The organism is Actinomadura formosensis, assembly GCF_050948385.1.
Classification (GTDB): Bacteria; Actinomycetota; Actinomycetes; order Streptosporangiales; family Streptosporangiaceae; genus Spirillospora; species Spirillospora formosensis.
Genome location: NZ_CP192011.1, coordinates 5,300,568 through 5,314,761, shown reverse-complemented (window position 1 = coordinate 5,314,761; position 14,194 = coordinate 5,300,568). Strand labels below are relative to the sequence as shown.

Sequence of the window (14,194 nt, the reverse complement as noted above, 5' to 3'; positions counted from 1 at the left end):
CCCATGGCGCACGAATCACACGAATCGTCAGCGGCCTATCACGTCGTCATCAACGACGAAGAGCAGTACTCGATCTGGCGGGCCGGCATGGAACTGCCCGCCGGGTGGCACGCCGTCGGCCGGCCCCGCCCGAAGGACGAATGCCTGGCCTATATCGAGGAGCAGTGGACGGACATGCGGCCGGCCAGTCTGCGCCGCGCGATACGAGATTCCTGAACCGGCGCCGAGGCGGCCTTTCCGGTCCCGTCTCGGCCTGTCTGCAGCAAGTCTCAAGGGTCAAAAGGAGCGGATCGGGAAATGGACATCGGCATCCTTACCGCGGGGCAACGGCAGCGGCTCGACGCCCTGCTGGCGGAACGCCTTCCCGGCAGCGCCCCGGCGCACGGGCCGCGTCCGGTCAGGGACCTGGACCGGAACGCGGTGCCGCTGTCCTACGCCCAGCAGCGGATCTGGTTCTTCAACCAGCTCGATCCGACCTCGGCCCTCTACAACGTGGTCGGCACGGCGAGGCTGCGCGGGCGGCTCGACGTCGACGCGCTGCGCCGCGCCATGGACGAGATCGTCCGGCGGCACGAGGTCATGCGGACCACCTACGCGCTGCGCGACGGCGAGCCCGTGCAGGTGGTGCGCGCGGCGGCGAGCCTGCCGCTGGAGATCCACGACCTGCGCGGCGGCGACCCCGGCTCCCGCGACGCCGCCGTGCGGGCGGCGAAGACGCGGGAGGCCAGGCGTCCGTTCGACCTGGAACGCGACCTGATGCTGCGGCCGGTGCTGCTCCACCTGGCCGACGACGACCACCTGCTCCTGCTCAGCCAGCACCACATCGCGGCGGACGGCTGGTCGCTCGGCGTCCTGCTGCATGAGTTCAGCGTGCTGTACACCGCCTACACCGGCGGCGCCCCGTCACCGCTGCCCGAACCGGACCTCCAGTACGCGGACTTCGCGCTGTGGCAACGCGAGCAGGCCGGAGGCATCTCCGACCGTCAACTGGAGTTCTGGAAGGGTGCGCTGGACGGCGCCAGGCCGCTGAACTTCCCCGGAGACCTCTCCGCTCAGGCGGCCCGTACCTGGAACGGGAAGACGCTGGGCTTCGAACTCGACCCCGGCCTCGTCGCGAACCTGCGGCAGGTGGCGGACTCGGTGCGCGGCACCCTGTTCATGGGACTGCTGGCGGCCTTCAGCGTGATCGCCTCCCGCTGGGCCGAACAGGACGACTTCGTCGTCGGCACGCCCGTCGCCAACCGGAACCATCCCGAGACCGAAGCGATGCTCGGCTGCTTCATCAACGCGCTGCCGCTGCGCCTGAAGGTGCGGGAAGGACAGACCTTCCGGCAGCTCGTGGAGCACGCGCGCGAGACATGCCTCGCCGCGTACGCCAACCAGGACGTGCCGTTCGAACGGATCGTCCAGGCGGTCAACCCCGAACGGGACGCGCGCTCCCGGACCCCGCTCATCCGCCACATGATCGGCCTGCACAACACGCCGCGCCCGGAACTGCGGCTGCCCGGCCTGACCGCGGAGCTGGCGACGGCGCCGACCGGCATGGCCAGGTTCGACCTGGAATTCGAGTTCACGCCCGTCCCCGACGGGCGGCTCGACGGCGCCATGCACTTCGCCACCGACCTCTTCAGCACGGAACTGGCCGAGGCCATCGTCGACGCGCTGCGGCGGGTGCTCGAACAGGGCGTCCAGCGGCCCGACGCCGCCATCTCCGGCCACCGTCTCGTCGCCGAGGACGAGTCCGCTCCGGCGCCGTCGCGGGAGCAGGCCGTCGCGCCGCGCTCCGAACCCCTGCTCCACGAGCTGATCGAGCAGCAGGCTCGCCGGACGCCGGACGCGGTCGCCGCCACCGGTACCGGGTACGAGATCGCCTACCGGGACTTGGACTCCCGGGCGCGCGCGCTCGCCGCACGTCTGCACGCCGCCGGAGCACGGCCCGGCGGTTTCGTCCGCGTCGACGTGACGCAACCGCGCCATCTGGCCACGGCGCTGCTCGGCGTATGGAAAACGGGCTGCGCCGTGGCCCCGCCGGACTTCACCGGGGACGCCGCCGGCCACCGGGTGACGGACTCCGCCGGCGTGCTCGCCGTCAACGGGGGCGCTGCCGGAGAGAGCGGCGACGGCGAGGCGTGGCCGCCGGAGGACGGCGCCGCCGTGGTCTCGCCGGACGCCTGTGCCATCGTCCTGCGCAGCACCGGACGCCCCGGGCCGCCGCGCCACACCATGCTCAGCCACCGCGAGGTCGCCGCGGCCCTCGACCGCATCGATGCCGTCCTGGACGCGGGCGGGCCCGTGCTGTCCCGTGCCCCGTTCTGGAGGGTCGCGTCGCTGCTGGAGCTCATCCGGCCGCTGGTGTCCGGTGCGCCGGCGGTGATCACGGATCCGGCCCGGCGGCACGACCCGGCGTACCTGGCGTCTCTGGTGGAGCGCCACCGGGTGTCCGTCTGCCGTTTCGGACCGGCCGCGCTGGCCGCCTTCCTCGACCATGTGGACGGGACGGGCGCAGGGTGCGGCTCACTGCGCCGCGCGGTGGTCACCGGCGACAGGCTCACGCCCGCGCTGGCAGGGCGCTTCCACCGGCGGTTCCCGGAGGCGTCGCTCATCCACGCGTACATGCTCGACGATGCCGCGGGCCCGGTCGCCGCGCGTCCGGTGTGCGACGACGGCTCCGGCGCCGCGGCACGGACGGGCACGGCCTCCGGCGGTGTGCCGGTCGGCCCGGTCCTGCCGGGCGTCGGACTGCGCGTCCTCGACCGGTACGGGCACGCCGTTCCGGTCGGTGTCGCGGGCCGCATCCACCTGACACCGCCGCTCTGCGGCCCCACCGGGCCGGGCGGAGACCGGGCAGCGGTGCCGACGGGCGACCGCGGCCGCCTCCTGCCCGGCGGGGAACTGGACCTGCTCGCTCCCGAGTCGCACGCGTCCGCCCACACCGACGACGTGCTCGGCGTGATCGCGACGGACGCGTCGGTGGAGCAGGCGCTCGTCGTGCCAGGGCCGGACGGAGGCCAGGAGAGGTCGAAGCTGTACGTCTCGTTGCGGGAGGACGCGGACGACCTCGCCGCGCGGCGCCGGGCCTCGTTCGTCGAGACCTACTCCTCGCGTACCGCCGCCAAGGTTCCGGAGTTCAACTTGACGGGCTGGAACAGCGCCTACACCGGACGCTACGTGTCCGCCGAGGACATGCGGGCGTGGCTCTCGGGCACCGTCAACCGCATCCTGGCCTTCGAGCCGGAGGACGTACTGGAGATCGGCTGCGGGAACGGCCCGCTGCTCTTCAGGATCGCGCCGCGCTGCGCCTCCTACAGCGCCACGGACGCGTCCGACCGCGCACTCGACTACGTGCGACAGAACCAGAGCCGCCTCGCGCTCAAGGCGTCCGGCCTGCGGCTCTTCAAACGGGCCGCCGACGAGCTGGACGACTTCCCGGACGCGGCCTTCGACGTCGTCGTCGTCAACTCGCTGGCGCAGTACTTCCCGGACGTCGAATACCTTTTCACCGTCCTCTCCGAGGCGGTACGGCGCACACGGCCGGGCGGCCGGGTCTTCGTCGGCGACGTCCGCAGCCTGCCGATGCTCCACGTGCTGCACTGCTCCACGCTGCTGGAGACGCTGCCGCCCGAGACTCCGGCGTCCAGGCTGGTCAGCCTGGTGGAGCGCCAGGCGACGCAGGAGGACGAGCTGGCCATCGCCCCCGAGTACTTCCTCCAACTCGCCGACGTGCTGCCGGACGTCGCCCACGTCGAGCCGCTCCCGAAACGCGAGACGGGCCGCAACGAACTCGCCCAGTTCCGCTACGACGTCGTCATCCAGAGACGACGGCACGATGACGAAGGTACGCCCGACGGCCGTGCCGGCGGGATCGCGCACCGGGCCGATGAGTCCCTCATCTGGAAGGACACCGGCTGCTCCGGCGACGAGGCGCTGCGCGGCCTGCTCTCGGCGGCGGGCGGGGACACGCTCCTGCTGCGTCACTATCCCGACGCCAGGATCCATGCCGAGACGGCCGCCTGGAACGGCGCGAAGGCGGGCGCCGCGGACGTCGCGGAGCTGCGCGCCATGGCCAAGACGCCGGCGCCCGTCCCGGACGTGCACGCCGTGCGCGAGATCGCGCGCTCCTGCGGATGGACGGCGCACGAGACGCTCCGCGCGGACTGCCCGCCCGGTCACCTGGACATCCGCTTCACCCGCACCGGCGACCACATCGCGGCGCCGACCGCGCCGAGGGCGCGGGCCGAGACCCGGAGGCCCAGTACCGTGACGGCGCCTCTGGCCAACGACCCGCTCCGCGCACGCGCCGCCCGGGCGGCGGTGCCGCGCGTCCGGGCGCACCTGCTCGACGAGCTTCCCGAGTCGCTCGTCCCGGAGGTCACCGTGGTCACGCACTGGCCCCTGCTGGATGACGACCGGATCGCGGTCGGCGAACTGCCGAGGACGCAGGCCCACTCACCGGCCCCCGCCGAGGACGCGCCACGGCAGGAGCCGCGCAACGAGACCGAGCGCGAGGTGGCCGCCATCTGGTCCGAGGTGCTGGGCCTGGAGAACATCGGGGTGAACGAGGACTTCTTCGCGCTCGGCGGCCACTCCCTGCTGGGCACGCTGGTCGTGGACCGCATCGAGGAGCGGTTCTCGGTGAACCTCCCGCTGGCCCGCCTCTTCGAGTCCTCGACCATCGCCGCGGTCGCCGGCTTCATCGAGGAGCGGCGGCCGGAACCGGCGGCGCCGCCGGCACGCTCACGGATCCGCCGGCTCGACCGTCCCTCCCGCACTCCGAGAAACCCGAAAGTGAGCGGCGATGGCTGAGCACGATTTCGACACCGACGCGTCCACCCGCCCACCCGCGGACGGGCCGGCCGGGTTCCCGTCGCTGCTGCGCGCCCGTGCGGCGGAGCGTCCGGACGGCATCGCCTACGTCTTCCTCGGTGCCGGTGACGCTGAGGATTCCGTGACCTACCGGGAGCTCGACCGCAGGGCCCGTGCGCTGGCCGTCCGGTTCCGCGACTGCGCCGACCCCGGGGAGCGGGCCCTGCTGCTGTGCCCGCCCGGACGCGAGTACGTCGAGTCCTTCTTCGGCTGCCTGTACGCCGGCCTGATCGCGGTGCCGGCGTACCCGCCCCGCGGCGCGCGGGACGCCGAGCGTGTCGCGGGCATCGCCGGCGACTGCACCCCGGCCCTGGTGGTCCATGGTTCCGGCGGCGCACCGGAATTTCCGGACGGTCCGGCCGGCGCCGCGTTCGCGCATCTGCCCCGGGCAGCCGCGGACGAGGGAAGCGACGCCGACGCCGACCTGTGGACCGGGCCCGCGGAGGACGCGGATGCGGTGGCCTTCCTGCAGTACACCTCCGGTTCCACGGCGACCCCGCGCGGTGTCGTCCTCCACCACCGCCACCTCCTGCACAACACGGCGGTCGTGGCCCGCGTGTTCGGCCTCGGGCCGCAGGACCGCAGCGTGAGCTGGCTGCCGCCGTACCACGACATGGGCCTCATCGGCGGCATCCTGCAACCGCTCTACAGCGGCTTTCCCGGCGCGCTGATGCCGCCGATGGCCTTCCTCCGCGACCCCGCCGCCTGGCTGAGGGCCATCAGCCGGACGGGGACCACCATCTCGACGGCGCCGACGTTCGCCTACGAGGAATGCGTGCGGCGCGTCCCCGACGAGGCGCTGGACGACCTGGACCTCAGCCGCTGGCACCACGCGCTGGTCGGCGCCGAGCCGGTGCACGCGGAGACGCTCGGCCGTTTCGCCCGGCGCTTCGCCGCCTGCGGGTTCGACGGCTCGGCGTTCTTTCCTTGCTACGGCCTGGCCGAGGCGACGCTGTTCGTCACCGGCCCGGAGCGCGGGACGGGAGCGCGGGCGACCGCCTTCGCCAAGGACGCGCTCGCGGCCGGACGAGCGGTCGAGGCGCACGCCACCACCGAAGCCCCCGAAGATCGCCAGGACGACTCGTCCGCCGTCCAGACCCTGGTGGCCTGCGGTCACGTCCGGGACCCCGACTCCGTCCTCATCGTGGACCCGCGTACGCGCCGCGCGGTCGAGCCCGGCACGGTCGGTGAGATATGGGTCAACGGCCCGACGGTCGCCCGCGGCTACTGGGGACGCCCAGCCGACACCGACCGGCTCTTCCGCGCCCGCCTCGCCGGCGACGAACGGACGTTCCTGCGCACGGGCGACCTCGGGTTCGAGCACGACGGCGACGTGTACATCGCCGGACGGAGCAAAGATCTGATCGTCGTGCGCGGCCGCAACCTGTACCCGCAGGACCTGGAGGCGATCGCCCAGAAGGCCCACCCCGCGCTGCGGCCCAACCGCCTGATCGCATTCGGTGTCGAGGAGCCGGGGGCGGGCGAGCAGGTGGTGCTCGTCTGCGAGGCCGCCGGACCCGAAGCGCGCGACCGGGACGGCATTCTCGACGCGGTGAGCCGGGCGGTGGCCACCGAGTCCGGGGTGCGGCTGGCCGACGTGGTCATCGTGGGCGGCGGCAAGGTGCCGCGCACGTCGAGCGGCAAGGTGCGGCGGGCGGCGTGCAAGGCGCGCTACCTGTCCGGAGAGCTGCCCGTACTCGCCTCGCTGAAGACCGCCGGGACGTCCGCGGCCGGAGCGTCCACGGCGCGGGCCGAGGAGCTGCGGGCGCGGGTGGCCGCCGTCCTGCGGCTGCGGGACGCCTCCGAGCTGAGGCTTTCCGTCCCGCTCGTGGCGCAGGGGCTCGACTCGCTGCGCGCGGCCGAACTGCTCGCCGTCCTCGACGCGGAGTTCGGGTTCAGGCTGGAGTTCGAGGCTCTGTTCAGCATGGATCCGCTCGGCGACGTCCTCCGCGGGGTCGCCGGGGAACCGGCGGGCCGCGGCGGGCGGACGGGCATCGGGGAAGCCGCCGGCGCGGGCGCCGCCACGGACCGGTCACCGGAGGACGGCGGCGGCGCCGAAACCGGCCGGCACGCCGCCGCCTCGCCGGGCCAGCAGCGCTTGTTCACGCTCAACCGGCTCGGCGCATCGGCCGCCTACCATCTGGCCGGAGGGATCCGGTTCCGCGGCCGGCTCGATCTCGATGCGCTGGACCGCGCTCTCGGCGCGATCCGCCGACGCAACCCCTCCTTGCGCACCACCTTCGAGTTCAGCGGAGCCGACACCGGGAAAGCCGTCCTCCAGTGCGTCGTGCGCCCGTGGACCGAGCGGCCCTTGGAGCCCGTCGACCTGTCCGGCGACGACGGCACCGCGGACGAGAAGTCGGTGACGGCCTGGTGCGAGCGGCTGGCGCTGCGGCCCTTCGACCTGGGGCGGGAGGAGCCTTTCAGGTACGCCCTCGCGCGGCTCGCCGAGGACGAGCACGTGCTCTGCGTCGTCTTCCACCACATCGCCGTGGACGGCTGGTCGGTCAGCCGGATCGTCCGCCAGATGGAACACGAATACGAACTGGCCGCCCAAGGCGCGGACGCCGGTTCCGCATCGCCGGGCCGTCCCGTCGCAGCGGACGGCCCGGCGTCCGCCAGAACCCGGACAGGCGACGACGACGCCATCCCGCGGACGGGCCTCGACTACTGGGCGCAGACCCTGGACGGCGTCCCGGACCTGAACCTGCCGACCGACACGCCTCGGACCGCCGAGCGGTCCCACGCGGGCGACCGGCTGCCGCTCCCGATCGGCACGGACCTGATGGACGGCGTGCGCCGCCTCGCGCGGACCGCCGGGGTCACGCCGTTCATGGTCTTCCTCGCCGGTTTCGCCGCCATGCTGTCCCGCCGCAGCGGCCAGGACCGGTTCGTCGTCGGCATCCCGTACTCGCTGCGGGCACCGGGCGACGACGAGGTCGGCTACAACGTCAACACCTTGCCCCTCGTCGTGGACACCTCCGGCGACCCGACGTACCTGGACCTGCTCGCCCGGGTCCGGACGGCCGCGCTGAGCGCGTACAGGCACGCCGCTACACCGTTCGAGCAGATCGTCCACGAACGCGCCGCGCGGACCGGAACGCGCCAGGACACGCTGATCCGCGCCATGCTCATCTACAACGGCCACGACCTGGAGCCATGGAACCAGCGCGGCCTGCTCGCGGAGCCCTTCGTCTCGGACCTGCCGGGGACCATCTGCGACTTGGCGGTTCACCTGACCGAGACCGGGACGGGCGGCCTGTCGGGCAACATGTCGTACTCGACCGCGCTGTTCGGCGAGATCTCCGCGCAGTCCCTGCGGACGAGTCTGCTCGGCGTCCTGACGGCGGCGGTGGCCGCGCCCGCCGAACGGCTCTCGGCGCTGACCGCGGTCGAGGCTTCGGAGCGGGACCGGATCGTCTACGAGCTGAGCGGCGCCCGCGGTGCGGCCGTCTTCGACGGCTGCGTCGACGTCCAGTTCGGACGCCGCGTGGCGGCCGCACCCGACGCGACGGCCGCCGTCTTCGGCGACGCGGCGATCAGCTACCGGCGGCTCGACGAGGATGCCAATCGGCTGGCGCGGCATCTGCTCGGCCTCGGCGTACGGCCGGGCGACATCGTGGGCGTCCACCTGAACCGCTCCCTCCTGCTGCCGACGGCCGCGCTGGCCGTCCTCAAGGCCGGGGCCGCCTACCTTCCGCTCGACCCGCAGTATCCGGCCGAGCGGCTCGAAACCGTCGTCCGCGACGCGCGTCCCGCCGTGGTCCTGACGTCGGCGGGCACTCTCGCCGAGCCCGGCGCCCCGCAGAGCTGGCGTGAAGGGGCCGCACAAGCCGGGGTTCCGGTCGTCGACCTGGAGGCCGCGGCCGACGCCATCGCACGGAACGCGGCGGATCCGCTGCCGAGCACCGCGCACCCCGACAGCCCCGCGTACGTCATCTTCACCTCCGGATCGACCGGTACTCCGAAGGGCGTGGTGAACACGCACCGGGGCCTCGCCAATTATCTGGCCGGACTGACCGGCCTCTTCGGCGACGACCCTGACGGCGCCGTGCTGCACAACACGCCGATCGCGTTCGACGTGTCGGTCGGCGAACTGCTGTGGCCGCTGGTGAGCGGCAGGAAGCTCGTGCTGCCGCGGGCGTCCCGGATCCAGGAACCGGAGTACCTGGCTCAGCTGATCTCCGCTGAGCGGGTGACCACGTGCACGTTCGTGCCGTCCACGCTGCGGTTGTTCCTCTCCCACCAGGACGCCGGGACGTGCGCCGGGACCCTGCGCGACGTGATCTGCATCGGCGAGCAGCTCCCCGCCGACGTGGCCGCGAAGTTCGAGCGGGTGCTGATCGGAAGCAGGCTGCACAACCACTACGGTCCCGCCGAGGCGGCGATCGCGGTCACCGCGCACCAGGTCGAGCCCGGAGCCGGCGGCGGGCGCGTCCCCATCGGGCGTGCGCTGCCCGGTGCGCGCGTCTACGTCCTCGACGGCTCGCTCAACCCGGTTCCGGCCGGCACGGCCGGCGACCTCTACATCTCGGGCGTCTGCCTCGCACTCGGCTATCTGGGCCGTCCGGGCGCGACCGCGGAGGTGTTCCTGCCGCATCCGTTCGAGGCGGGCGCGCGGATCTACCGCACGGGCGACGTGGCCCGATGGCGGCCGGACGGGAACCTGGAGTACCTGGGCCGTGCCGACCGCCAGCTCAAGATCCGCGGACAGCGGGTCGAGCCGGACGAGATCGAAAGCGTCCTCAACGGACATCCCGCCGTCGCGTCCTGCGCCGTTCGCGGTGTCAGCGACGACCGCGGCGGCGTCCGGATCGGGGCCTACATCGTCTGCGACCAGGCCGAGCCTTCGGTCGCCGACGTGCGCGCCTACCTGTTCGCCAAGCTTCCCCGCCACATGGTCCCGGTGGAGTACATGTTCCTGCCGGAACTGCCCTTGGGCTCCACCGGGAAGGTCTCCTACTCCGACCTGCCGGACTTCGCGTCCGCGCGCCCGGGCGGGAAGCGCGCGCCCGCGCCTCCGTCGAACCCGGTCGAGCAGCGGGTCGTGCGGCTCTTCTCCGTCCACCTGAGCGTGGACGCCGTCGGCGCTGACGACGACTTCTACGAGCTCGGCGGCCATTCGCTGCTCGCCATCCAGATCATCGCCGGCATCCGCGAGAGCTTCGGCGTCGAGCTGGATCCCGCGGACCTGCTCGTCAGGCACACCACCGCCAGAGGAATCGCCCGGCTCGTCGTGGAGCGGCAGATGAAGCGCGCCCGGCCGGAGGAACTGCGCCGCGCGCTGGCGCGCCTTCGCGCCATGTCGGCGGAGGAGACCGCCGCACTCCTGGGCAGGAGCGCCGAAGGGCGATGAAGAGGATCTGAGAAGCGCAAGAGATGGGAGTGGAAGGGTGCATGGAGAAACTCGGCATCTCGCTGCGCGGCCACCTGAGCCCGGCCCGGGCCGGACGGCCACGGGCGTTCATGAACTCGTGGCCGAGCAGGCCGCCCGCACACCTGACGCCATAGCCGTGTCCTGCGGCTCCGAGGCGATCACCTACGCGGAGCTGGTCGAGAGCGCGGGACAGGTCGCCGCGCGGCTCGGTGAACTCGGCGTGCAGCCGGACGACGTGGTGCCCGTCGTGGCCGAACGCTGCGTCGGCCTGGTGGTCACACTGCTCGGCGTCCTCACCGCGTCCGCCGCCTATCTCGCTCTCGAACCCGAGCTGCCGGCGAGCCGGGCCACGCTGATGCTGAAGGACGTCCAGCGCCGGGCCGCGTTCAGCCCGGGCGGCGCGTCCGCCCTGCTGGACGGCTACGACACCGTGATCCCGCTCGACGCCCCCGCCGACGCTGGACGGCCGCCCGCCGAGAACGGCGCCCGCGTTCGCGCCGCGCCGGCGGCCTTCGGGGGCCGGCTCGCCTACGTCAGCTTCACCTCCGGCTCCACCGGCGAGCCCAAGGGCGTCTGCGTACCGCACGACGCGGTGGTCCGCCTGGTGCGCGATCCGGACTGGTGCCGGTTTCGCCCCGAGGACACCTTCCTGCAGTTGGCGCCGGTGGCGTTCGACGCCTCGACCCTGGAGATCTGGGCGCCGCTGACCACCGGCTCCCGGCTCGTCGTGATGCCGCCCGGCCCGCTGGACCTCGCCGAACTCGCGGCGACGCTGGCCGAGCGGCGCGTCACCGTCCTCTGGCTGTCGGCGGGCCTGTTCAGCAGGTTCGCCGACCGGCACCTGGACGCGCTCGGCTCGGTGCGCCACCTCCTCGTCGGCGGCGACGTGGTCTCGCCGCGGCACGTGCGCATGGTGCTCGACCGGCATCCCGGAATGACCTTCACCAACGGCTACGGGCCGACCGAGAACACCACGTTCACCACCTGCTGGACGACGCTGGACCCGCCGGCCGAGGACCTGGAGGCGCTGCCGATCGGACGAGCCATCAGCGGTACCCGCGTCCAGCTCCTGCGCGACGACCTCACCGTGTGCGGACCCGGGGAGACCGGCCAGATCTACGCGTCCGGCGACGGCCTGGCCCGGGGGTACTTCAACGCTCCGGCGGCCACCGCCGAACGGTTCGTCCCCGACCCGCACTCCCCGGGTCCCGGCGGGCGCATGTACGCCACCGGCGACCTGGGACGGTGGACGGCCGGCGGGGACCTGGAGTTCCTCGGCCGCGTCGACCGGCAGATCAAGATTCGCGGCTATCGCGTTGAACCGGCGGAGATCGAAGCCGCGCTGCTCAGGACCGGTGAGGTGCGCGAGGCGCTCGTCATGGCGCGGCGCGGCGCGGACGGCGACGTCCGGCTCGCCGCGTTCGCGGTCCCGGCCGGCGCCGCGCCGTGCTCGGCCCGGGCGGCCGCCGGGCTCCGCGGCCGTGTCGCGCGGACGCTCATGCCCTACATGGTCCCGGCCACGATCACGCTGGTCGACGCCTTCCCGCTCGGCCCCACCGGCAAGATCGACCATGACCGCCTCGCGGCCCTGGAGAGAACGGACGAAGCCGATCCCCTCCAATCGGAGACGGCGACGGGCGTCCTGGAGAACGCCTCTTCCCGGCGGCCCGAACCGCGGCTGACCCGCCTGTGGGCCCAATACCTCAGGACTGAGCACGTCGGCATCGACGACGACTTCTTCGACCTCGGCGGACACTCGCTGGTCGCCGCGGAGCTCCTCGACGCGGTACAGCACGATTTCGGCATCCTGATCCCGGCGCGGACGCTGTATCTCAACCCGACGGTGCGCGAACTCGCGGCACAGATCGTCGCGCAGACCCAGGGCACGACCGAGCACAACGAAGGTGGCTCACAAGGATGAGAATGTCGGCACCGAACACTGACGCGGCCGTCGACCTCGACGCGGTCGACATGATCGACCCGTTCTGGCAGCAGACCGGGAACCCGCACACCGTATGGCGGTACATGAGGGCCAACGACCCCGTCCACTGGCATCAGGTGGCCAGCGACATCGGATTCTGGTCCATCACGAAACTCGACGACGCGGACTTCGTGCTGCGAGACCACACCGCCTTCACCTCGCAGCGCGGCACTTTGCTCAACCTGCTCGGCAAGGACGATCCAGCCGGCGGCAAGCAGATGGCCGCGACCGACCCGCCGCGCCACACCCGCATGCGCGAGCCGCTGCAGCGGGTCCTGGCGAAGAAGAACGTCGAGCGCTATGCCGGGCGGATTCAGGAACAGGTGAAGAAGATATTGGCGCCCGGCGCCACCGGCGAGCCGTTCGACTTCGCACAGGCGATGATCAAGCTGCCCATGGCGGTGACCGGGACGATGATGGCGCTCCCCGAGGAGGACTGGGACCGGCTGGCCTCCCTGACCATGGCCGCGGTATGTCCCGACGACAACGACTACGTCGGTCCCGGTGGTCCGGAGGCCACACTCCAGACCGCGCACCGAGAACTGTTCAGCTATTTCCAGGACATGGTCAGCGCGCGCCGGAAAAATACAGGAGAAGACCTCATCAGCACCCTGCTCACGATGGAAGTCGAAGGAGAGAACCTGACCCTGGGAGAGGTGCTCTCCAACTGCTACAGCCTGCTGCTCGGCGCCAATGTCACCACACCTTTCCCGCCGATCGCCGCCATGGAGCAGATGCTGGCCTCACCCGAGCTGGCCCAGAAATGGAGTGCGAACCCGCGGTTCATCAGTACCGGGACCGAGGAGGCGCTGCGCTGGGCGTCGCCGGCCAACCACTTCATGCGGTATGCCGTCCGCGACGTGGAGATGCGCGGCAAGTCGATCCGCTCCGGCGACGCGGTCGTGGTCTGGCTCGGTTCCGTGAACCGCGACGAGGACGTCTTCCAGCGCTCGTTCGAATTCGACATCACGCGCCGTCCCAACCGCCATGTGGCCTTCGGTATCGGCCCGCACTACTGCATCGGCCACACCGTCGCGCGGCTCTCCCTGCGCATCCTGTTCACCGAGCTGCTCGGTACCTTCTGCGACTTCGAGCAGCTCGAACCCGGACAGCATCTGGCCTCGAACTTCGTCGCGGGGATCAAACGCCTTCCCATGAAGATGAGTGTCCGGCCGGACGCCGCCGGCCGGTCCGAATAGAGAGGCGGAGAGCGCCGTGGCCGCTGTCAGAAACCGCTGGTTCGCCCGCGAACCCAAACCAAACTCTCACGCCTACGTGTTCTGCCTGCCTTACTCCGGGTGCGGCGCGAGCATGTACCGGCAGTGGCCCGAAGTCATGCACGGCGTCGAAATGTGCGCGGTACAACCGCCCGGCAGGGAGAACCGGCTGCGCGAGCCCGCCTTCGACACCTACGAGGAACTCGCCGAGGCGCTCATCCCGCAACTGCTGCCCTACCTCGACCGGCCCTTCGCCTTCTTCGGGCACTGCGCGTCCTCGCTGGTCGGGTACGAGGTCACGGTCCAATTGCTGGGAAGAGGGCTGCCGCTGCCCACCCGGCTGTTCGTCTCCTCGCAGGTCGCTCCGCACCAGGGCCCGCATGGGAGATTCCTCGACATGACCGATGAGCAGCTCGCGGACGAGCTTTCCCTGCTGATCACCGAGATGGGCGGGAATCCGCGTCCCGATATCATCGATGTGGCCATGGGCACTCTCCTCGCGGACATCGCGGCGAACCGTCGCTACAAGCCCGCCGAGCCGACTGTCCTGCCCGTTCCCATCACCGCGCTGAGCTGGCGGGAAGACAAGGAGGTGCCCGGCGCGCTGATGGGCGGCTGGAGCGAATGCGGCGAGGTCGCCTTCCGGGAACTTGAGGGCGGCCATTACCGGTTCATTTCCGCGCCCGAAACACTCAAGGACGAGCTGCGCCGCGGGATGGGCGCGGTGGTGTGATAGCGTAGAACGCCCCTGACAGC

6 protein-coding genes are annotated in these 14,194 nt (G+C 71.9%); all 6 read left to right on the top strand.

Translation table 11 applies throughout. The features are described 5' to 3' along the window. The first annotated feature begins 3 nt into the window (after positions 1 to 3). Positions 4 to 216: an MbtH family protein gene (locus tag ACQP1N_RS25035; protein ID WP_067798503.1), complete on the top strand. Its 213-nt coding sequence runs from the start codon at positions 4 to 6 to the stop codon at positions 214 to 216. Between the two features lie 81 nt (positions 217 to 297). Further along, the gene (locus tag ACQP1N_RS25030; RefSeq protein WP_433226976.1) at positions 298 to 4,803 is read left to right on the top strand and encodes a condensation domain-containing protein; all 4,506 of its coding nucleotides are present in this window, start codon (positions 298 to 300) and stop codon (positions 4,801 to 4,803) included. Further along, the gene (locus tag ACQP1N_RS25025) at positions 4,796 to 10,219 is read left to right on the top strand and encodes an amino acid adenylation domain-containing protein (protein WP_433226974.1); all 5,424 of its coding nucleotides are present in this window, start codon (positions 4,796 to 4,798) and stop codon (positions 10,217 to 10,219) included. Before ACQP1N_RS25030 ends, ACQP1N_RS25025 begins: the two co-directional genes overlap by 8 nt. A 118-nt stretch (positions 10,220 to 10,337) precedes the next feature. Next, positions 10,338 to 12,161, top strand: coding sequence for a non-ribosomal peptide synthetase (locus ACQP1N_RS25020; protein ID WP_067798494.1), 1,824 nt, complete (start codon positions 10,338 to 10,340; stop codon positions 12,159 to 12,161). 137 nt (positions 12,162 to 12,298) lie between these two features. Further along, positions 12,299 to 13,420, top strand: a complete 1,122-nt coding sequence (locus tag ACQP1N_RS25015; protein WP_433226971.1) for a cytochrome P450 — start codon at positions 12,299 to 12,301, stop codon at positions 13,418 to 13,420. 16 nt (positions 13,421 to 13,436) lie between these two features. Further along, on the top strand, positions 13,437 to 14,171 hold the full coding sequence (locus tag ACQP1N_RS25010; RefSeq protein WP_433226969.1) for a thioesterase II family protein: 735 nt from the start codon (positions 13,437 to 13,439) through the stop codon (positions 14,169 to 14,171). Positions 14,172 to 14,194: the final 23 nt, after the last annotated feature.